The sequence below is a fragment of the Sphingomonas sp. LH128 genome, from assembly GCF_000293195.2.
Lineage (GTDB): Bacteria > Pseudomonadota > Alphaproteobacteria > Sphingomonadales > Sphingomonadaceae > Novosphingobium > Novosphingobium resinovorum_A.
The window spans coordinates 46,641-67,961 of the sequence record NZ_ALVC01000140.1 but is presented as its reverse complement, the minus strand read 5'-3'; the positions used below and the strand labels follow the sequence as shown (position 1 = coordinate 67,961).

The window sequence follows — 21,321 nt, the reverse complement described above, 5'->3', positions numbered from 1 at the left end:
GCTTGTGGCCAGCAGACTGCATGCAAATACCCCAGGGGAAGGAAACGCCCGATCCTGTACCGGCGATCCGCATGCCCGCTATAGGGGGATGGGTTGCGCAGGCCAACCATTCGTCCGCGGACCAGACCCGTCGCGGCGGCCAAGGCTTGCAAGTTCTTGCACCCGCGCCGCGCATGTACGAAGATGGAAGCCACCGGAAATAGCGGACGGAGTTGGTGCGGAACGAATGAGCGTGCTTCAGCGAAACAATGTGACCGTCTCTGGCAGCGGCCGTCGCACGATTGTATTTGCCCATGGCTTCGGGTGCGACCAACAGGCCTGGAAGGACGTCATTCCCGCCTTTTCGACCGAGTATCGGACGGTCGCCTTCGATCATGTCGGCGCGGGCCAGTCGGACCTTTCCGCCTTCGATCCGGAAAAATATGGCAGCCTGCACGGCTACAAGCGCGACATTCTGGAGGTTCTGGACGCACTCGACCTTTCCGATGTCATCTTTGCGGGTCATTCGGTCGCGGCAATGATGGGCATGCTTGCCGCGATCGAGCAGCCGGATCGCTTCGCCTCCCTCATCATGGTGTGTCCCTCGCCCTGCTATGTCGACGAGCCCGGCTACAAGGGCGGATTTTCGCGCCAGGACCTGGATGAACTGCTTGAGGTGATCGACAGCAACTTTCTCGGATGGGCGCGTGACGGATCCCGCGCCATCATGGGCAACCCCGACAGGCCCGAGCTCGGTTCTGATCTGGGCGAGAGTTTCTGCCGCACCGATCCCAGCATCGCGGCCCATTTCGCGCGCGTGACGTTTCTTTCGGACCACCGCTCCGATTTACCAAAATGCGAAACCCGGACCCTCGTCCTCCAAACGATGAGCGATATGGTCGCCCCCGAAGAGGTCGGGCAGTATGTGGCGGCGCGAATGCCCAATGCGCAGCTACATATCATGGCGGCTACCGGCCATTGTCCGCACATGAGCGCGCCGGCCGAGACCATCGAGGCGATGCGCCAGATTCTGGATAGCTGAGGCGCCCCTAGTGTCCGAGCCGCCACCCGACGATCAGCCTCCCGAAGAAACGCTCGACGATCTCTACGATCATGCCCCGTGCGGTTATGTGACGCTCGACAGCCGGCTGCGCGTTGTCAGGATCAACGCGACGCTATTGTCGTGGCTGGGAGTCGGCAAAGCCGATGTGGTCGGTCGGAAAATCCAGGATGTGCTGACGCCGGCCGGCCGGATTTTTTTCGAGACCCATGTGTCGCCGCTTCTTCACAGGGAGGGCGTCGTCCGGCAGGTCGCCATTGATCTGAGATGCGCTGAAGGCCGGCGCTTGCCCGTCCTGACGGAATGGCGGCGAGTGGATGTGGAGGGCCGACCTGTCGGTACGCGGATCATGCTCGTCGATGCGACCGATCGCAGATCCTATGAGCGGGATCTGGTCGCGGCGCGCGAACGAGCCGAGGAGAGCGCCCGCGCGCTCAAGATCAGCGAGGCGCGGCTGCGCGATCTCAACGAGACCTTGGAGGCCCGCGTCGTCGAACGAACCGCGGCACTCAACCAGGCCCATGAACAGCTGCGCCATGCCCAGAAGCTCGAAGCGATGGGAACGCTGACCGGGGGCGTTGCGCACGACTTCAACAATTTGCTGACGCCCATCATCGGCGGCCTGGACATGCTTGAGCGGCGGGGGATTGGCGATGACCGCGCCAAGCGCACGATTGCCGGAGCGCTCGCCTCCGCGGAACGGGCAAAAACGCTGGTGCAGAGGCTGCTCGCTTTTGCCCGGAGGCAGCCGCTCAAGCCGGTCGCCGTCGACGTCGCAGCTTTGGTCCAGGGCATGGCCGACCTCATCGAAACCACCGCAGGACCGCAGATCGAGGTCCGCCTCGACGTGGATGAAACCACGCCCCGCGCGTTGGCGGATGCGAACCAGCTCGAGATGGCGCTGCTGAACCTCGCGGTCAACGCACGTGACGCAATGCCAGGCGGCGGCACCTTGACCCTCGGCGTGACCTTCGAGGCGAACGCGCGGGGTGAGGCAGGAGCGCCGCGCGTGCGGCTCTCGGTCGCCGACACCGGTACCGGGATGGATGAGGAGACCCTCGCGCGCGCAATCGAGCCCTTCTTCTCGACCAAGGGCGTTGGCAAAGGCACGGGGCTCGGCTTGTCGATGGTCCATGGCCTGGCGGCCCAGCTCGGCGGACACATGGGCATCGAAAGCCAGCCGGGGTCGGGCACCTGCATCGACTTGTGGCTACCGCTTGCGCCGCAAGAGCCTTGCACGGCGCCGGTATCGAACACCCACGCACCCGAGCGACGGGAGATCGGAATGGTCTTGCTCGTCGACGACGAAGACCTGATCCGCACGACAACCGCCGATATGCTCACCGAAATGGGCTATCGCGTGATCGAGGCCAATTGCGGCGCGGCCGCGCTGCGGTTGGTGGACGAGGGTCTCACGCCAGATCTTCTGATGACCGATCATCTGATGCCCGGCATGACGGGCACCGAACTGGCGCGGGCGCTTCGCGCGCGTCAGCCGATGCCGGTGCTCATCATCTCGGGCTACGCCGATTCAGACAGCATCGACCCCGATCTCGCGCGTCTGACCAAACCCTTCCGGCAAGGCGATTTGACGCAGGCCCTGGCGCGGATCGGCATCGGACCCTGAAAACGGCCCTGCCGCGCTCTAGGATACCAAGGCTCTGGAGGTTTGGGCGCAGCCTCACCCATGGGGTGGTTCATTGTAGAAGTCGACCTGCATCCGCACGTTGCCCAGCGGCGTGACAAAATGCTCCTGCTCGGGTTTCACGACGCCCACGACACTCGGTTCGAGAACGATTTCGGATCGCGGCTCGACATAGGTGAGACGCAGGGCGCCTTCCAGGACGCGGATGACGCCCCAAACCCCCGCCTTGGTTCGATGATTGCCGCGCAGTCCGGAGGGGATTGTGTCCTGATCGAACACTGGCGTTGAACGATAGGGTTCGGGCATCATGTCGTCCGCTTGTGGCTCGATAAGAGCCTGTTGGCCTGTGGCGCACCGGGCACCATGGCGCTTGGAAAGCCTAATCCACGGCGAGGCCCGGTGCGAGAGGGGAAGGGCGCGGACCCGGCCAGATCGGCTATGCCGCAACCTGCTCGGCGAGCGGCATCACATACCATTGTCCGGCAACGGTCTTCAGCAAGAGCATGGGCCGGCCGCCGTCCTCCTTCTGGAAGCGGTAGCGATCGTGATCGCCGTTGGTTTTCACCCACGCGCGCGCCCATTCGGTGGCTTTGAACTCGCTTTGGAATTCATCGCTCTCAGCGACCGGCTGGCTTTGGTCGTCGTCGCGAAACAGCTGATAACGCATGGAATGTCTCCTTTCATTGGATGGTGAATGAAGTGGCGACGTCGTCAGGATTTCCCGGGCGTTCGCCTTTTGCCGGCATCCTGGCGCTGCGCGGCCTGATCGAGCGCGCGGATCACCCGGTCGAGCATGGCGGCATTGCTGGCCGCCTTGGGCAGTTCGCGTACCGCAAATCGATGCAGGCGATCGAGATCCTTGCGCGGCACCACGATTTCGATGGATTTTTGCCCGAGATGCTCGGGAGCGACGCCCTGCGCAGCCCGACCGGACGCAAGAAAATGATCCAGGAAGCGCTTGCGATCAGCGAAGGTCCAGCCCAGCGCCTCCAGGTCCTCGGGACCAACCGTCAGCAACGCAATCGCGAACTCCATGATATCGTCGAAGGGCAAGGTGAGGCGGACACCCTTGCCCCGGCCTTTGAGCCTATGGATCAGCGCCTGTTTCATCGTATCGAGAGTATCCCGTCGACCGCGCTCCATTCGGTGGGTCGGATCAGCTGCTCATGGGCGATCCGCACGGAATGCAGGGCGGCGGTGATCTCGCGCCGCCAATGGTCCAGGAAGTCGAACAACACTGGAAAATCGGGCGCGAGATCATATTCCTGCCAGACAAAGAGCTGCAGGAGTGACGGCGCGTCAGGGCGGTAATAGTGAATTTCCGCCGTTGTCATGCCGTAGCCCTGCAGCTGCGCCAGAAAACCGCGGTCGCTCATTGCAAGCTGGTTTGACCGGAATCCCCCTCGTCCAGCGTGCGCATGGCCGCAAGCACTTCGTCGATCGGCACGGCGCGTTTGGCACCGCGCGGCTTGCGCAGCGCTGGCTTGTCGCGCACAGCCGATCTGTCCGATGCCCACGACGCCAGGATGGCGCGTTTGACCTCGGGCTCCAGATCAGGATGGTGCGCGACGTCGAAGGGATGAAGAAAACGGGAAAATGGTTGCGACATAGTCAGCCTCCTTTCCTGTCGCTCCTGTCTTTCGTGGCGGACATCCTCATCCGCACCCGCCAGATTTTGGTACGATGCGGAGTCGCGTCAAGACGTTTTTTCATCTCCAAGCCATTGAGATCGACGCGATTGGCACTCCGTTCCATTGAGTGCCAAAAAATTTTCAGGGGGGTCTTGAAGGGGCAAATTGAGCTTCTTAGTTCCCGGGAACCTGTCGTTCCGATGAACGGCGGGGATCATCATTCTTGTTTTGCAACCGGAGGCTTTGCCCATGCATTTCCGCCCTTTGCACGACCGTGTGCTTGTTCGCCGCATCGAAGCCGAGGAGAAGACCTCGGGCGGCATCATCATCCCCGACACCGCCAAGGAAAAACCGCAGGAGGGTGAAGTCCTCGCGGTCGGTCCAGGCACTCGCGACGAAAACGGAAAGCTCACCGACACCACGGTGAAGACCGGCGATCGGGTGCTGTTCGGCAAGTGGTCGGGCAGCGAGGTTCGCATCGATGGCGAGGATCTGCTCATCATGAAGGAGAGCGACATCCTCGGCATCATCGAGCCCGTCGCCGAGCTCAAGCAGGCGGCCTGATGGCCCGCCCCCATCCCTCGAACATCAGGAAGGACAAAGGAAAGGAGTTAGGCAGATGGCTGCCAAGGAAGTGAAGTTCGCCTCGGACGCGCGCGATCGCATGCTGCGCGGCGTCGATACGTTGGCCAACGCCGTCAAGGTGACGCTCGGTCCCAAGGGCCGCAACGTGGTCATCGAGAAGAGCTTCGGCGCGCCGCGCATCACCAAGGACGGCGTCACCGTCGCCAAGGAAATCGAACTGAAGGACAAGTTCGAGAATATGGGCGCACAGATGCTGCGCGAGGTCGCCAACAAGCAGAACGACAAGGCCGGTGACGGCACGACCACCGCCACCGTGCTGGCCCAGTCCATCGTGCGCGAAGGCTCGAAGGCGGTCGCGGCGGGGATGAATCCCATGGACCTGAAGCGCGGCATCGACCTCGCCGTGACGACGGTCGTCGAGGACCTCAAGGCGCACGCGAAGAAGGTCTCGGCCAACAGCGAGATCGCCCAGGTCGCGACCATCTCGGCCAATGGCGATGCCGAAGTCGGCACCATCCTCGCAGAAGCGATGGAAAAGGTCGGCAATGAGGGTGTCATCACCGTCGAAGAGGCCAAGAGCCTCGCGACCGAACTCGAGACCGTCGAGGGCATGCAGTTCGATCGCGGCTATCTCTCGCCTTACTTCGTGACCAACGCCGAGAAACTGAAGGTCGAGCTCGAGGATCCCTACATCCTCATCCACGAGAAGAAGCTTTCGAACCTCCAGGCGCTCATTCCGCTGCTCGAGCAGGTGGTGCAGTCGGGCCGGCCGCTGCTCATCATCGCCGAGGACGTGGAAGGCGAAGCGCTCGCCACACTCGTCGTCAATAAGCTGCGCGGCGGCCTCAAGGTCGCGGCCGTCAAGGCGCCGGGCTTTGGCGATCGTCGCAAGGCCATGCTCGAGGACATCGCGGTTCTCACCGCCGGCAGCGTGGTCAGCGAGGAACTCGGCACCAAGCTCGAGAACGTCACGCTCGGCATGCTCGGCCGCGCCAAGAAGGTCATCATCGACAAGGACAACACCACGGTCGTCGATGGCGCCGGCGCGCGCGAGGAGATCGACGCCCGTGTGGCGCAGATCCGGGCGCAGATCGAGACGACCACCAGCGACTATGACCGCGAGAAGCTCCAGGAGCGCGTGGCCAAGCTTGCCGGCGGCGTTGCGGTGATCCGCGTGGGCGGCGCGACCGAGGTCGAGGTCAAGGAGAAGAAGGACCGGGTTGACGACGCGCTGCACGCGACCCGCGCCGCTGTCGAGGAAGGCATTCTGCCGGGCGGCGGCATCGCGCTGCTCCGCGCGTTGAAGGCGCTCGACGGCCTCAAGGCAGCCAATGACGACCAGCAGTCCGGTATCGACATCATTCGCCGCGCCCTGCGCGCGCCGGTGCGCCAGATCTGCGACAATGCCGGTGAAGATGGCGCGTTCATCGTCGGCAAGCTGCTCGAAAGCGACGACTATAACTGGGGCTTCAACGCCGCGAGCGGCCAGTATGAGGACCTGGTGAAGTCGGGGGTCATCGATCCCGCCAAGGTCGTGCGCACCGCGCTGCAGGATGCGGCCTCGGTCGCATCACTGCTCATCACGACCGAAGCGCTGGTCGCCGAGCTACCCAAGGATGAGAAGGCCGCGCCCATGCCGGCCATGGACTACTGATCCTCCACCGACAGGGCCGGCGCGGCCGGCCCTGTCACCTCATCATCATTCAGCATAGCGAGAGGGATTGCCGGGCTTTCTGACAGGATTGCACGCGGCCTCCTCGTGCGTTCTGCCCAGGCAAAGTGGCTCGGATATGCGCTCGATTATTCCTGTTATTCTGTCCGGCGGGTCCGGTACGCGCCTCTGGCCGATTTCGACCGCGGCCAGCCCCAAGCAATTCATTGCGCTCGCCGGCGAGGAGAGCCTGCTCCAGCAGACGGTCCGGCGGGCCCGCGCCGCGGGCCTTGTCCAGGCACCGATCCTTATCGCCAATCGCAGCCACGACGCGCTGCTCGGCGAGCAATTGCGCGCCATCGACTGCACGCCCGCCCGGCTCATCTTCGAGCCCGTCGGTCGCAATACGGCGCCTGCTATCGCGATGGCGGCGCTCGAGGCGCCCAGTCCGGACGCGCTGCTCCTTGTTATGCCCAGCGATCATGTCATCGCCGATGTTCCAGCTTTCGCCGCCGCCATAGAACGCGCGGCACCGCAGGCGGCCGCCGGATGGCTCGTCACCTTCGGCATCACGCCGGACCATCCCGAGACGGGCTATGGCTACATCCGCTGCGGCGAAGCGATCTGCCAAGGCGTTCATCAGGTCGATCGCTTCGTCGAGAAGCCCGATAGCGACCGCGCTGCCCGGATGATCGCTGAAGGCGGTCACTGCTGGAACGCCGGCATATTCCTCCTGCGCGCCGATGCCTTTCTCGAGGCCATGCGCCTGCATGCCCCGGCAATGCTGACTGCTGTCGAGGCCGCGCTGGCGTCGGCAACGCGGGAAGGCCGGCGCATCGATCCCGACGCTGACGCCTTTGCCGCCATTCCCGCGGACTCGATTGACTACGCCGTCCTGGAAAAGGCCGCGCGTGTCGCCGTCGTGCCGGCGGCGATGGGATGGTCGGATCTGGGCAGCTGGGATGCGCTTCATGCGATCGGCAGCCGCGACGAAGCCGACAATCTCTCGGAGGGCGAGGTAAAGGCGCTCGACAGCCGGAACTGCCTGTTCAAGAGCACCGGGCCACGCATCGCCGCGATCGGCGTTTCCGACCTCATCGTCGTAGCCACCGGCGACACGGTGCTAATCGCGCCGCGCGGGCGTTCGCAGGACGTTCGGCGCCTTGCCGGACAGGAGAGCCCTTCCGCCACCCGCGAGGCCGCCACGGCATCCTGACCCTCAAACGCATCATCCCTGGGAGAACCGATCGATGCTGATAGAAAACTGTCTGGAACGCGAAGAGCCAGCCGACACCGCCCCCGAGGCCGGGGGCTGGGCGGAAAGGCTGACGCCCCGCTATGTCGCCAAGCCCTGGGGCCGGCGCGACGGCCTGCCGGCGCCGGACGAGGCGCAGCCGCTGGGCGAAATGATCTTCGAAGCGCCGGATGCGGGCCTGACGATCAAATGGCTGCAGACGAGCGAGCCGCTGTCGGTCCAGGTCCATCCACAGGGGCCCGGCCGCAAGCATGAATGGTGGCATGTCACCGAGGCGCTCCCGGGCGCCTATCTCGATCTCGGGCTCGAGGCGCCCGCTTCGCGTCAGGCGATCGCCCAAGCGGCCCGCGACGGAACGCTACCCTCGCTGCTTCGGCGAATTCGTCCGCAGGCAGGGGACAGCTTCTACATCAGAGCCGGGACGATCCATGCGCTCGGGCCCGGCCTCACCGTCCTCGAGGTCCAGGAGCACAGCGATGTGACCTATCGCCTCTTCGATTATGGGCGACCGCGCGAGCTTCACCTCGCCCAGGCCCTGTTCGAAGCGCGCACCGAGGTCGAGCCGGTGGAAGCCTTGCCCGGCGCAGGCGCGCCCTTCGCTCTCTCGCAGTTCGCCCTCAACCCGGGCGGCCAGGTCGTCCTCGTGCCCGAGCGCGCCTGTCTGGCCGTCCTGTCGGGCGAGGGCACGATAGCCGGCCGGCCCTTCGCGGCCAACCAATGCTGGCTCACGCACGGACCGGTCGCGCTGCATGCCGACACGCCCGCCCGCCTCGTTCTCGCCGAGCCCCGCTCCGCTCGGTCCACACTTGCTGAAGGAGATCTGTTGCCATGACTATCGATCTGACGCCGCCGCCGGTGCGCCATGTCGCACTCATCGGCAATTTCCCCCCGCGCCGCTGCGGTATCGCAACTTTCACGGCGGATCTGCACGCCGCGCTGAAAGCCGGCGATCCGGATCTCACCATCTCGACGATCGCGCTCAACGACCCCGGCGTGCATCACGATTATCCCCGCGAAGTCGGCTATGAGATCGCGCAGGACAATCTCTCCGACTATGTTGCGGCGGCGGAGCATATCAACGCGCTCAACCCCGACATCGTATGCCTTCAGCACGAGTTCGGGATCTTCGGGGGCGAGGCGGGCGACCATCTCCTTGCCCTCGTCGACAGACTGCGTGCGCCGATCGTAACTACGCTGCACACCGTGCTGACCGATCCCACGGCCGACCAGCGTCGCGTGATGAACGCGCTGGCTCAGGCCTCCTCGCGGATCATCGTCATGACCGAGATGGGCCGCACGATCCTTGCCCGCGACATGGGGGTCCCGGCGCACAAGATCGTGGTGATTCCCCACGGCATTCCCGACATGCCATTTCTCGATCCGGCTTTCGAAAAGCACCGCTTCGGTCTCGACGGGCGGCGCGTGGCGCTCACCTTCGGCCTGCTCTCGCCCAACAAGGGCATCGAGGTGATGATCTCAGCGCTGCCGCAGCTGGTGCGCGATCATCCCGATCTCATTTACGTGGTGCTCGGTGCCACCCATCCGCATCTGGTGGCCCGCGAAGGGGAAGCCTATCGCGAGGATCTTGCCCGGCAGGTCAGCGCGCTGGGGCTCGAGCGCAACGTCCGTTTCGTCAACGAATATGTCGACACGCCCACGCTGCAGGCCTGGCTGTCGGCCTGCGACATCTATGTCACCCCCTATCTGACCGAAGCGCAAATTACGAGCGGCACGCTCTCCTACAGCGTGGGGCTTGGCAAGGCGGTGGTATCGACGCCCTACTGGCACGCACAGGAACTGTTGTCCGACGGATGCGGCGTGCTGGTTCCCTTCGCCTCGCCGGACGCCCTGGCGAAAGCGGTGGGCGACCTTCTGGGTGACGGCCGGCGCCGCGACGAATTGCGGCGCAGCGCCTACCAGGCGGGTCGCGCCATGACATGGCCGGTGGTCGGCGCCAGCTATCTGTCGCTCTTCGCCCAGGCCCGGCTGGGCTCCCCCCTGGCGACCACGCTCGTCGGTTTGCGCCCATCCGTCACGCCGGCGCCAGAGCCTTCGCTCGATGCTATCGATCGCATGACGGATGGTTGCGGCATGCTGCAGCATAGCCGCTCCAAGGTGCCGGACCGCCGACACGGCTACTGCCTGGACGACAATGCCCGGGCGCTGATGCTCGCAAGCGAATTTGCCCTGGAAGGGCTGGATACGCCGCGCGCAGCACGCCTTGCCAACATCTACGCGTCCTTTGTCGATTTCGCCTGGGATGAGGATGCGGGCCGCTTCCGCAACTTCATGGGCTATGATCGGGACTGGCTCGAGACGGAAGGGTCGCAGGACAGCTTCGGCCGCGGGCTCTGGGCGCTGGGTCGGACCGCGCAGGCAACCGATGACCATGGTCTCAAGCTCTGGGCCACGGCGCTGGCCGACAAGGTTATTCCGGCGAGCAGCTTTCTGCAGAGCCCGCGCGCCCAGGCTTTCGCGACCTCCGGACTTGCCGCGTTCCTGGCGGTCTATCCCGGCCATCGTCCCGCCCGTCTCCTGATGGAGACCTTCTCGGTCCGCCTGCTGGAACTGCTGCGCGCCAATCGCCGGGACGACTGGATCTGGTTCGAGCCGGTGCTGGCCTATGACAATGCGCGCCTCCCCGAAGCGCTGCTGCGCGCGGGCCGTGCGCTCGCGCGCCCGGATATGGTCGAGGAAGCGATCGAGGCGCTTGCGTGGCTGGCCGAGCGCCAAACCGCGAAGGAAGGCCATTTCCGTCCGATCGGGACAGAGAGCTTCGGGCTCGCCCATGAAACGCCGCAGGCGTTCGACCAGCAGCCGCTTGAAGCCTGGGCCACGATTGAGGCCTGCGCCCTGGCGTTCGAGACGACCGGCGACGCCCAATGGCTCACCCATGTCGAAACCGCCTATGCCTGGTATCTGGGCGCCAACGATCTGGGTCTGCGGCTGGCCTTGCCCGACGGCGGCTGTTTCGACGGCCTGCAGGTCGACCGGGTCAACCTCAACCAGGGTGCCGAATCCATTCTCGCCTGGCAGTTTGCAGCGCTCGCTGTGCGCCGACTGAGGGCCCGGAGCGACGGGTCGCAGAATCAGGAAGAGGGACTGGAGGAGGGGAGCGTCGCTGCATGTCGCTGATCCAGTCGATTCCCCTGCGGCTGCGGCCCAACCCGGCGCGGGTGGTCGTCCGGCCCTTGCAGATTGCGCCTGAACCGCGCGATCTTAATCCCGTCCAGAATGAGCGCATGCATCGCATCATCAATGGCGTGCGCGCCATGGAGGGCGCGACGGTGGACCGGGAACTGGCCGTCATCCTCGCCGATTTCGGGAACCGCCACCGCGAAATCCGCACCGTGTTCGAAGAGCGCTTCGAGCAAGTCGCGCGCGAGGTGGGGCTGGCAGACAGTCTATCGCCCCCGGTTCGCCAGTTGATCGGCGCCTATTTCTGCCATGAATATTCGTTTGGAGCGGCGGCGCTGATGAACCCCAGCATCGTGCCGCATCCCGACCAGAATGGCGTACCGGAGGGCGGCTTGCGTTTCGTTCTGTCGCTGCGGGCGGTGGGCGAGGGGCATATCTCCTCGATCACCTTTCGCGAGGGCCTTATCCGGCCATGCGGCACGATCGAGATGGCGCCGGAACCCGATTTCGCGATTGCCGCGCGGCCCGAGACCGGCCCCGGCGGTGAAGTCCGCTTCACCCGGCACGTCGAGGGGATGCGGCTCGATGAGACCGTGCTCTTTCCCGCAACGCCCGCCCAGCGCAACGGGCTCGAGGATCTTCGCCTGGTGCGCTTCACCGATGACGACGCATCGACCTGCTATTACGGCACCTATACCGCCTATAGCGGTGCGGCGATCGCCTCGGAGCTTTTCGTCACCCGCGATTTCGAGACCTTTGCATTGCAGACGCTGACGGGTCCGGCGGCGCGGAACAAGGGCATGGCTCTGTTCCCCCGCCGGTTCGGCGGCGATTATCTGATGATCGGCCGGCAGGACAATGAAAGCCTGTTCCTGTTGCGCTCGCCCGATCTGCATCACTGGGAGGAAGGCGAGCGGATTCTGGTACCGCATTACCCTTGGGAACTGGTTCAGATGGGCAATTGCGGCGCGCCGATCGAGCTTGAGGAAGGTTGGCTCGTCCTCACCCACGGCGTCGGCGCGATGCGCAAATATGCCATTGGCGCGGTGCTGCTGGACAAGGATGATCCCTCGCGGGTCATCGGCCGCTCGGCGGTGCCACTCCTGTCGCCTTCCGATGAGGACCGGGAAGGCTATGTTCCCAATGTCGTCTATACCTGCGGGGCGATCGCGCATGGCGGAAGGCTGTTCATGCCCTATGGCGTTGCCGATACGTCGGTGAGCTTTGCCAGGATCGAGATAGCCGATCTGCTCGCCGCGCTGCGCGCGCCCGACAGCATGGATTTGCTCAATGACAACGAATTGGAGTGGCGGGGCCATGAACGCATTGCCGAATGACATGAAGGTAGATGATTCCCCGCCGAGCGAGGGTGCCGCTCTCAAAAGCGTGCGCACCCTGATGACGCAAAGCGGTGTTCCTTTTGGCACGAGCGGCGTCAGGGGACCCGTCTCGGCCATGACCGACGCGCTCTGTTTTGCCTATACCGGCGCGTTCCTCCAGTATTTGCGGTCGATCGAGGAGTTTGCCCCGGGCCAGCCCGTGGCGCTGGCCGGCGATCTGCGTCCCAGCACACCGCGCATCGTGCAGGCCTGTGCGGCGGCGATCCGCGCCGCCGGCGGCGTGGTGGTGAACTGCGGGCTCGTGCCGACACCGGCGCTGGCCTATTACGCGCTGGGCCGCAAGATGCCCTCGATCATGGTGACGGGAAGTCATATTCCGGCGGATCGTAACGGTATCAAATTCTACCGGCCGACGGGCGAGGTCCTCAAGTCGGACGAGGCCGGCATACTCGAGCAGCGGGTCTCACCCGACGACAGCCTTTTCGACGCTTCGGGCGCGCTCCTGAGCGCTGAACCGCTGCCTCCGACCGTCGAGATCACAAGCGCCTATCGCGATCGGTACGTCGGCTTCTTCGGCGCGGACGCACTCGAGGGCATGACAGTCGGGGTCTACCAACATTCCGCGGTGGGGCGGGACGTCCTGGTGAGCGTGCTCGAGGCGCTCGGTGCCACCGTACTGCCATTCGGCCGATCCGAAACCTTTGTGCCGGTCGACACCGAAGCCATTCGCGATGAGGATATCATTCTGGCGCACGCGTGGGCGAGCGAGCACACGGTCGATGCGATCGTGTCGACGGACGGAGACTCGGACCGGCCGCTCGTCGCCGACGCGCAGGGGACCTGGCTTCGCGGCGATATCACCGCCCTTCTGTGCGCTCGCGCGCTTGGCGCGGACCGCGTCGTGACCCCGGTGAGCAGCAATAGCGCGGCCGAGCTTTCAGGCGCGTTTGTCGCGGTTCGGCGGACGCGGATCGGTTCACCCTATGTGATCGCCGCCATGCAGGAGGAGATCGCGGCCGACCCGGGTGCGATCGTCTGCGGTTATGAGGCCAATGGCGGCGTCCTGCTCGGCTCGACGGTGCTCGACGGTGATCATCCGCTGGATGCCCTTCCCACGCGCGACGCTGTCTTGCCGATCGTTTCGGTACTCGCCGCCGCCAGGCGAAGCAGCGTCGCGGAACTGGTCGCGAGCCTGCCGCAGCGCGCCACCCATAGCGACCGCCTCCCGGATGTGGCGCCGGCGCAAAGCGCGGCGCTTCTGGGCTGGCTCAGGGAGGGATCGGCCGAGGAGCAACGGGCGCGCATCGAAACCTATTTCGGTACGATTGGCGGCCAGGTGGTGGAGATCGACACCACCGATGGTCTGCGCGTGACATTCGACCGCGGCGTCGTGATCCATCTGCGCGCGTCGGGCAATGCGCCGGAACTGCGCTGCTACACCGAGGCGACGACCGCTGCTGCCGCGGAGGACCTGAGCCGGTGCGCGCTGATCATCCTTCGCGACGAATTGTTGCCTCTTTCTCATCCGGATTGAAACCAAAGCCGGCGGCATCAGTTTGCCTTTCATCGCGATGATCATGGAGCGCGAGGCGGGCGTGTGCCCGTAAGACAGCGACCGTGAGAGCAGGGAGCGAAGATGCTGCTGGCTACCATGACCTTCCGGGCGTAACTCCGTATGAACAGTCTGGAGCCGCGCTTGACCGAAAACATAAAAATACCTGACACCTATGAAGACATATTTGTGGGGGACAGCGAGATGGCCCGGCTGCTGCGTGTCCATGACTGGACCGCAACGCCGCTTGGTTCTCCGCAACATTGGCCCGACGGGCTCAAGGTCGCGTTGCGCCTGCTGCTGACGTCGAAATTCGAGATGTGGCTCGGTTGGGGGCCGGACATCCATTTCTTCTACAACGACGCTTACCGTCCGACGTTGGGCAACAAGCACCCGCGCTCCATTGCCATGCCGACGCGCGAGCTGTGGGCCGAGATCTGGGACGACATCAAGGGACGTCTCGAAACGGTCTATCAGAAGGGCGAGGCGACCTGGGACCGCGCTCTTCTGCTCATCCTGGAGCGCGCGGGATATCCCGAGGAGACCTATCACACCTTTTCCTACAGCCCCCTGCTGGGCGACCAGGGGACGGTCGAGGGCGTGTTTTGTGCGGTCAGTGAGGAGACCGACCGGGTTATCAGCGAACGGCGGCTGGAATCGCTGCGCCAGCTCGCATTGGCGCTTGCAGGCGCCCAAGGGCATGAGGCCGTGCTCGACGCTGTCGAGGCGGAGCTCGCGCGCAACGATCGCGACATGCCCTTTGCGCTTGTCTATTTGTTCGACGAAACGGGTGCCCCTGTCCTGGCGCGCAACTGCGCGGGGATGGACCCCGATCACCCCTGCGCGCATGCAGCAGGTGCGGCGGAAGATCCCTGGGGGGTCAAGCGGGTTCAGCTCGATTGGACCGCTCCCCTGATCGACGAATGCACGCACGCCGATCTCCCGACCGGATCCTGGGACCGTCCGCCCACCAAGATCGCCGTCGTTCCTCTGGTCGATCGCGGGAACGACCGGCCGCTGGGCGCGCTCGTGGTCGGCCTCAATCCATATCGTCCCGCCGGTGAGCAATATCTGAGTTTCCTCGAATTGCTTGCCGGCCAGATCACCGCAGGCCTGACGAGCAGCTATGCCTTCGAAGCGGAACGTGAGCGCGCCGCGGCGCTGGCGGAAGTCGCCACGATGCGCGAGGAAGCCTCACGCGTCCTCGAACAGGCGAACCGCCAGCTGATCTCAGAGGTGGAACTGCGAACGCAGGAGCGCGATCGCATTCGCCGGCTCTTCCGCCAGGCCCCGAGCTTCATGTGTATTTTGAAGGGCCCTGACCATGTCTTCGACATGGTCAACGACGCCTATCAGCAGCTTGTCGGCCATCGCGACGTGGTCGGCATGCCCCTTCGTGACGGCCTCCCTGAAATAGCCGGGCAGGGTTTCATCGAGCTGCTGGACGGGGTGTATCAGACCGGCGAGCCCTTTGTGGGCCGCAATCTCGAAGCCCATCTCCAGCGCACGCCGGATGGGCCGCTCGAGACCCGCTTCGTGAACCTCATCTATCAGCCGATCGTCGAGCCGGACGGCAGTGTCTCGGGCATCTTCGTCGACGGCTACGACGTGACGCATCAAAAGCGCGCGGAGGACCAGCTCCACAATCTCAACGAGACGCTCGAACACAGGGTCGAGCAGCGCACTGAAGAACTCGGCACGGCCCTTGGCCGGCTGCAGCGCGAAACGCTGGACCGCGAGGCCGCCGAAGCGGCGCTGCGCCAGTCGCAGAAGCTCGAAGCGCTCGGCAAGCTGACGGGCGGCGTTGCGCATGATTTCAACAATCTGCTCCAGGTGGTGAGCGGGAACCTCCAGCTGCTCTCGCGCGACATTGCAGGAAATGAGCGCGCCGAGCAGCGGGTGCAGAATGCGCTGGCAGGCGTCTCGCGCGGCGCGAAGCTCGCCTCGCAGCTCCTCGCTTTCGGCCGCAGACAACCGCTCGAGCCCAAGGTGGTCAATTTGGGCCGCCTCATCAACAATATGGACGATCTCCTGCGCCGGGTCATCGGCGAGGATGTCGAGATCGAGACCATCGTGAGCGGCGGATTGTGGAACTGCCTTGTGGATCCGGGGCAGATCGAAAACGCCATCCTCAATCTTGCGATCAATGCGCGAGATGCCATGCCGGATGGCGGCCGCCTGACGATCGAGGCGGCCAACGCCTGGCTCGATGATGACTATGCCCGCCAACACGACGAAGTCACCGCCGGGCAATATGTGATGGTGGCGGTGACTGATACCGGCACCGGCATGGCACCGGAAATCATCGAGCAGGTCTTCGAACCATTTTTCAGCACCAAGCCGGAAGGCAAGGGGACGGGGCTTGGTCTTTCGATGGTCCATGGCCTCGTCAAGCAGTCGGGTGGCCATATCAAGATCTACAGCGAGGTGGGTGAGGGCACGACCATCAAGCTCTACCTGCGCCGCGAGACTGCCCGGGAAGACGTACTCACCGATACGAGCACGGGACCGGTGCGGGGCGGCTCCGAGACGGTCCTCGTAGTGGAGGACGACGATGCCGTGCGCGAGACCGCCGTCGGCCTGCTGTCCGAACTTGGATACCGGGTGCTGAAGGCGCGCGACGCGCAAAGCGCGCTCACCGTCATCGAGAGCGGCGTGCCGATGGATCTCCTCTTCACTGACGTCGTCATGCCCGGCCCGCTGCGTAGTCCCGAACTTGCGCGCCGGGCGAAGGAACGGCTGCCGAACCTCGCGGTGCTCTTCACCTCAGGCTATACCGAGAACGCGATCGTGCATCATGGCCGGCTCGATCCGGGGGTCGAGCTTCTTTCCAAACCCTATACGCGCGAAGCGCTTGCCCGCAAAGTCCGCCACGTGCTGGCCAACGAAGCACAGCGCCGATTGATCGCGGAGGGCGGCGGAAAAGCACCGGAGCCATCGCCCTCGCCGGCGTCCCAGCCTGTGCGGGAGGCCCGCACCCTTCGTATCCTCCTTGTCGAAGACGACGGACTGATCCGCTTCAACACCGCGGACATGCTCGCCGATCTTGGCCACGCCGTCCTGGAAGCCGAGGACGCCGAAGCCGCCGAAGCGCTGTTGGAGCAAAACGAAGTCGACCTTGTCCTGACCGATGTCGGCTTGCCCAAGGCGTCCGGCATCGACCTTGCCCGGACCGTCAAGGCGCGTGCCCCCGCGCCAGCGATCATTTTTGCCAGCGGCGATGGCAGCGGCATTTCATCCACCGAATTTCCCGATGCCGCAATCCTGCTCAAGCCATACAGTCAGGAGGATCTGCGCCGTGTGGTGTCGGCAATCTCCCTCGACCCAGCGAAGCGTGATCCCGCATAGCGGGATGACGAGGAGTCAAGCCGCCTGGCTGTCTTGGCGCGGGACGACGGACCGTTGGCTTTCGAGCATGGCGCAGAGCGTAGTCACGGGCAGCGGCCGACTGAACAGATAGCCTTGGAGATGCGTGCAGCCCATGGCGACGAGCGCTTCCATCTGCTCATGCGTTTCCACGCCTTCCGCGACAACGGCCATGCCAAGTTGTGCGCCTAGCCCTACCACGGCCTGGATGATCGCTCTTGCGGCCTGCGACTGAGTTACCTGCTCGACGAAGGAGCGGTCGAGCTTCACCTTGTCGAATGGGAAGCGCTGGAAATAGCTGAGCGACGAATAGCCCACGCCGAAATCATCGATCAGGATCTGAATGCCGAGGCTGCGCAGCGCCTCCAACTGGTCGAACGTGCGCTCGACGTCGCGAATGACCAGCCCTTCCGTGACCTCGAGCTGCAATCGGCTGGGACACAGACCCGAGGCCGCAAGCGCTGCGCCCACCGTTTCAACAAGCTTGCCGGAAACGAACTGGAGCGGCGACAGGTTTACCGCCACCCGAACATCGGCGGGCCAATTACGCGCATCGACGCATGCCTGGCGCAGCAGCTGTTCGGCCAGCTGGTCGATGATCCCGCATTCCTCGGCGAGCGCGATGAAGACGTCCGGCCGGATCGGCCCCTTGACCGGATGGGTCCAGCGCGCGAGGGCCTCCGCGCTCGTGATCCTGCCGGTCTGCGCCGCGACGAGAGGTTGATAGACCAGCCCGATGTCGCCGGCCGCGACCGCTTCGCGCAAGTCGCGCTCGATCTGACGGCGATCACGCGCCGAGGAATCCATCTCGGCATTGAAGAAACACGCGCAGGCGCGGCCATTGTGCTTGGCGCGGTAGAGCGCAAGGTCGACATTCTCGCGTAATTGCTCGGTCGTTTCGCCATCCTGCGGCATAAGCACGATCCCAACCGAGGCACCGATGTAACAGACGCCGCGTCCAGTCACGATCGGCTTGGCCAATTCGTCGATCAGCCTATCGGCGCACATTTGCGCCCGTTCACGCAGGCGCTCCCCGGCCAGCACGGCGATGAACTCGTCCCCGCCGATGCGCGCAATCCATCCTTCGCCCTCGATGACGGCGCGCAGCCGGTCCCCGACCTGGATGAGCACGGCATCCCCACCCGGATGCCCAAACTGGTCGTTGACCGCTTTGAACCGGTCAAGGTCGATGCTGAGCATGGCGAACGGCTCGCGCGCCTGTACCATGCGGAACAACCGGTCAGTATAGCTCGACCGGTTCAGCAGCCCCGTCAGCGCATCATAATGCGCCAACCGGAGGACTTCGGCTTCCGTCCGGCGGATCTGCGTGACGTCTTCCGAAACGCCGAGCAGATATTGGCAGGGGCGGTCCGGCCCGTCGATCACGGTGCGCATGGTCCGCAGGTAAAGCGTCTCGCCATCGCCGCGGGTGAAGGCCGCTTCGGTCTGATAAGTTTCCCGGCGGGCTATCGCTTCGTTGTCACGGTCCTCGCTGGCCTCGGCGTTCGCCGGAAAGAGCTCGTGGTCGGTAGCGCCGATGATCTCGCTCGCGGGCCGCCCCATCACGGTCTCGCCGGCGTGGTTGATCATCAGATACCGGCGTGTCTCCACATCCTTGACGAATAGCGTCGCGGGGAGGTTGGAGACGATGCTCTGGAGAAATTTTTGCGCATGTTCGCGTTCGCGCTCCAGGCTTTTGCGTGCGCTGATATCCCGCACGATGGCAGCGAAGCCTTGGTCTCCGCTCGGATCACCCCAACGCGCGAGCGAGAGCTCGATCGGAAACTCGCTGCCGTCGGCGCGCATGGCGACGAGTTCGATGAAGGACCCGACCAGGCGAGTAGGGCCACCCTGGGCAGCGCGGCCGAAAGCCTCGGTGTGACCATGCACGAAACGCGGCGGCATGATGATGGAGACGTCCTCGCCGATGGCCTCGCCGCGCGATCGGCCGAACATCTGCTCCGCGGCGGCGTTCCAATGAACGATCCGGCCGCTGAGATCAGCCGCCAGCACGGCATCCGACGTCGCATCAACAACCTTGCCCGCGATCTCCGTCATCCGCCGCGCACAGCGCGCTTCGATGAGGCTCGTCGCATGCTGTGCGAGATCCTCAAGGATAAGGCGCTCGTCATCGTCCAGCCTCTCGCGCGGAGCGGGGTCGAACACACACAAGGTCCCCAGGCAAAGGCCGGTCTGCGTGATGAGCGGAACGCTTGCATAGAAGCGAATCCCGCCTTCCGACGTGACGAGCGGGTTGTCCCGGAAGCGCGTATCCTGGCGCGCGTCGGGAACGACAAGCGCCGAACGCGCCTTGAGCGCGTGGCTGCAGAACGCGATTGCGCGGGGCGTTTCGGGAAAAGCGATACCGTGGCGTGACTTGAACCACTGCCGGTGGCCATCGATCAGACTGATCGCCGCGCTCTGGACATTGAGGGCGACGGCGGCGACGCGGGTCAGGACGTCATATTCGCGCTCGGGCGGCGTGTCGAGAATCGCATAGCCGGACAGCGCGGCGAGACGCTCCCGTTCGATGTCCCAAGACGATGGCGCGTTAGAAAGATCCATCCGCCGCATTCTAGGGAAGGCTGGTTAATCTTTCCCTCAGTACATGGCCTGGAATGCACCAATTTTGCGGGCCGGTTGAGACCGAACGGTCACAGTTAATTTCGCGCCAAGGCCTGTCGGCAACGCCGGGTTAACGGCTGCGGGATTAGGTCGCCCAAAGACCTGTCGAACCCCATTCCCGGTGAGGGCGTATGAGGCTTATGGCATTGCAGGAAGCCGAGACCTTGCGACAGCGCTATGGGCGGCACGTACTGCAGGGGCTGGTCAACGAGATATTCCAGGCGGCGCGCGCGAAAGACGAGTCCCGCCTGGCAAAGCTGGAGAAAGTTCGCGCTGTCCTCGCCGCCGAGCAAAGCGATTACGGCGATACGGTCTAGTCGGCGAGACGATCGCGCATAAGCCTGACGATTGCCACGAGGCCGTCCGGATCCCAGTTCTTCTCCAGTCGGCCTTTGAGCCGGCCGCGCAACACCTGCTGCATCAGCTTGGTGCCGAAGCCCTGACGCGCGGGCGGCCCGGCGAGGCGCGGTCCGCCTCTTTCCTCCCAGCGGATGACGAGATCGGGGCCGCAGGTTTCCCATTCCACCCGGACACGTCCCTGTTCGCTGCCGAGCGAGCCGTATTTGACCGAGTTGGTGGTGAGCTCGTGGAACAGCAGGGCCAGGCTCGTAGTCGCCTGGGGCCCGAGCGCGATCGGCTCGCCTTTGCAGCAGACGCGTCCTGGCTCGGCGAGCGACGTATGCGCCTCGAGAGACGCCTGGATCAAGGCGGACAGCTCTGTCCGATCAAGGCTACCCGATCCTTGCTCTGTTGCTCCCGTATGCTCCGGTATCGCATGCGCGCGGGCAAGCGCCTGCAGGCGACCCGTCAGGGATTGCGCCAGTTCGGCAGGGCTGGTCGCATGCCGGGCGCTCATCTCGATCATCGCCTGGGTGAGGGCGAAGAGGTTCTTCACCCGATGATCCATCTCGCGCGCGATCATCGCCTGTTGTTCAAGCGCTTCCTGCAGCCGCAGCTTGTCCCGCTGCATCTTGCGGGCCACGGCGACGAGGTCGGCGAGTTCCGATACGATCCGAAGATCCTCGCTGTCGAACTGATCCTCGTGCCGCGCAACGACCCACAAGGTGCCATGCGCCCGCTCCTTGCCGATACGAATAGGGACAAGCAGGACCTCGGGTATGACGAGGCTATGCTCGGCGATCCAGTCATAGACCAGCTCGGGATGCCTGCACAAAAGCGGCGCATCGCGGTCCAGCGTCTCGCCGCAGGGGCTGTTGTGACGAGGCGTGAGCGCGCCTTCGAAACGGGCGAGCGCTCCGTTGAGATGCTGCCACCGAAACACGGGAGGATCGTGGCTCTCATCAAGGATGCTGAGCCCGGAAGCGCTAGCCTGGGTGAGTTCGAGGGCATGGGCCACCATGCGCGGCATCACCTCGTCGGGGGCATCGACCATTTTCCCGAGAAGCTGGCGGACCGCAAGGCGTTCAGCGCCGGGCCGATGCCGGTTGCGCGGACGTGCGCTTAGGTCGTCCGTGATGAAGAGTCTCGCGGACG

The 21,321-nt window shown here is 64.5% G+C and carries 18 protein-coding genes; 11 read left to right on the top strand and 7 right to left on the bottom strand.

Annotated features, from left to right (window positions below):
• The first annotated feature begins 4 nt into the window (after positions 1–4).
• Positions 5–1,021, top strand: a complete 1,017-nt coding sequence (locus LH128_RS12150; RefSeq protein ID WP_325065449.1) for an alpha/beta fold hydrolase — start codon at positions 5–7, stop codon at positions 1,019–1,021.
• Between the two features lie 10 nt (positions 1,022–1,031).
• Positions 1,032–2,666 (top strand): PAS domain-containing hybrid sensor histidine kinase/response regulator, encoded by a 1,635-nt coding sequence (locus LH128_RS12145; RefSeq protein ID WP_008829930.1) that lies wholly within the window; start codon positions 1,032–1,034, stop codon positions 2,664–2,666.
• Between the two features lie 54 nt (positions 2,667–2,720).
• Here LH128_RS12145 and LH128_RS12140 read toward each other — a convergent pair whose 3' ends face one another.
• From LH128_RS12140 to LH128_RS12120, 5 genes are all read right to left on the bottom strand, one after another.
• Positions 2,721–2,993: a DUF1971 domain-containing protein gene (locus tag LH128_RS12140; RefSeq protein WP_008829929.1), complete on the bottom strand. Its 273-nt coding sequence runs from the start codon at positions 2,991–2,993 to the stop codon at positions 2,721–2,723.
• A 127-nt stretch (positions 2,994–3,120) separates the two neighbouring features.
• On the bottom strand, positions 3,121–3,351 hold the full coding sequence (locus tag LH128_RS12135) for a hypothetical protein (protein ID WP_008829928.1): 231 nt from the start codon (positions 3,349–3,351) through the stop codon (positions 3,121–3,123).
• A 44-nt stretch (positions 3,352–3,395) separates the two neighbouring features.
• Complete coding sequence (locus LH128_RS12130; protein WP_008829927.1) at positions 3,396–3,794, bottom strand: hypothetical protein; 399 nt, start codon at positions 3,792–3,794, stop codon at positions 3,396–3,398.
• The gene (locus LH128_RS12125; protein WP_008829926.1) at positions 3,791–4,060 is read right to left on the bottom strand and encodes an usg protein; all 270 of its coding nucleotides are present in this window, start codon (positions 4,058–4,060) and stop codon (positions 3,791–3,793) included. The genes LH128_RS12130 and LH128_RS12125 overlap by 4 nt, the downstream gene beginning before the upstream one ends.
• A complete protein-coding gene (locus LH128_RS12120; RefSeq protein WP_008829925.1) occupies positions 4,057–4,293 on the bottom strand; it encodes a hypothetical protein in 237 nt (78 codons plus the stop codon). The genes LH128_RS12125 and LH128_RS12120 overlap by 4 nt, the downstream gene beginning before the upstream one ends.
• 271 nt (positions 4,294–4,564) lie before the next feature.
• On the opposite strand from LH128_RS12120, the gene groES reads away from it, so the two are divergent.
• The 8 genes from groES (at position 4,565) to LH128_RS12080 (ending at position 17,184) form a co-directional block, all read left to right on the top strand.
• Positions 4,565–4,879, top strand: a complete 315-nt coding sequence (gene groES, locus LH128_RS12115) for a co-chaperone GroES (RefSeq protein ID WP_008829924.1) — start codon at positions 4,565–4,567, stop codon at positions 4,877–4,879.
• A 55-nt stretch (positions 4,880–4,934) separates the two neighbouring features.
• On the top strand, positions 4,935–6,554 hold the full coding sequence (gene groL / locus LH128_RS12110; RefSeq protein ID WP_008829923.1) for a chaperonin GroEL: 1,620 nt from the start codon (positions 4,935–4,937) through the stop codon (positions 6,552–6,554).
• 136 nt (positions 6,555–6,690) lie between these two features.
• Entirely contained in the window at positions 6,691–7,767 is a 1,077-nt protein-coding gene (locus LH128_RS12105) for a mannose-1-phosphate guanylyltransferase/mannose-6-phosphate isomerase (RefSeq protein ID WP_008829922.1), read from the top strand.
• Positions 7,768–7,801: 34 nt separating this feature from the next.
• Positions 7,802–8,638, top strand: coding sequence for a class I mannose-6-phosphate isomerase (locus LH128_RS12100; RefSeq protein ID WP_008829921.1), 837 nt, complete (start codon positions 7,802–7,804; stop codon positions 8,636–8,638).
• Complete coding sequence (locus LH128_RS12095; protein ID WP_008829920.1) at positions 8,635–10,941, top strand: glycosyltransferase family 4 protein; 2,307 nt, start codon at positions 8,635–8,637, stop codon at positions 10,939–10,941. The genes LH128_RS12100 and LH128_RS12095 overlap by 4 nt, the downstream gene beginning before the upstream one ends.
• Complete coding sequence (locus LH128_RS12090) at positions 10,932–12,281, top strand: glycoside hydrolase family 130 protein (RefSeq protein ID WP_008829919.1); 1,350 nt, start codon at positions 10,932–10,934, stop codon at positions 12,279–12,281. Before LH128_RS12095 ends, LH128_RS12090 begins: the two co-directional genes overlap by 10 nt.
• 1 nt (position 12,282) lies before the next feature.
• On the top strand, positions 12,283–13,818 hold the full coding sequence (locus tag LH128_RS12085) for a phosphomannomutase (protein ID WP_051211482.1): 1,536 nt from the start codon (positions 12,283–12,285) through the stop codon (positions 13,816–13,818).
• Positions 13,819–13,959: 141 nt separating this feature from the next.
• A complete protein-coding gene (locus LH128_RS12080; RefSeq protein WP_008829917.1) occupies positions 13,960–17,184 on the top strand; it encodes a response regulator in 3,225 nt (1,074 codons plus the stop codon).
• Between the two features lie 15 nt (positions 17,185–17,199).
• Here the strand turns inward: LH128_RS12080 and LH128_RS31400 are convergent, their stop codons facing one another.
• On the bottom strand, positions 17,200–19,767 hold the full coding sequence (locus tag LH128_RS31400; RefSeq protein WP_008829916.1) for a sensor domain-containing phosphodiesterase: 2,568 nt from the start codon (positions 19,765–19,767) through the stop codon (positions 17,200–17,202).
• Positions 19,768–19,967: 200 nt separating this feature from the next.
• On the opposite strand from LH128_RS31400, the gene LH128_RS12070 reads away from it, so the two are divergent.
• Positions 19,968–20,144 (top strand): hypothetical protein, encoded by a 177-nt coding sequence (locus LH128_RS12070; RefSeq protein WP_165362028.1) that lies wholly within the window; start codon positions 19,968–19,970, stop codon positions 20,142–20,144.
• Here LH128_RS12070 and LH128_RS12065 read toward each other — a convergent pair.
• Positions 20,141–21,220 carry a sensor histidine kinase gene (locus tag LH128_RS12065; RefSeq protein WP_051211481.1) on the bottom strand — a complete coding sequence of 360 codons (1,080 nt, stop codon included), beginning with the start codon at positions 21,218–21,220 and terminating at the stop codon, positions 20,141–20,143. The genes LH128_RS12070 and LH128_RS12065 overlap by 4 nt on opposite strands.
• Positions 21,221–21,321 lie beyond the last annotated feature (101 nt).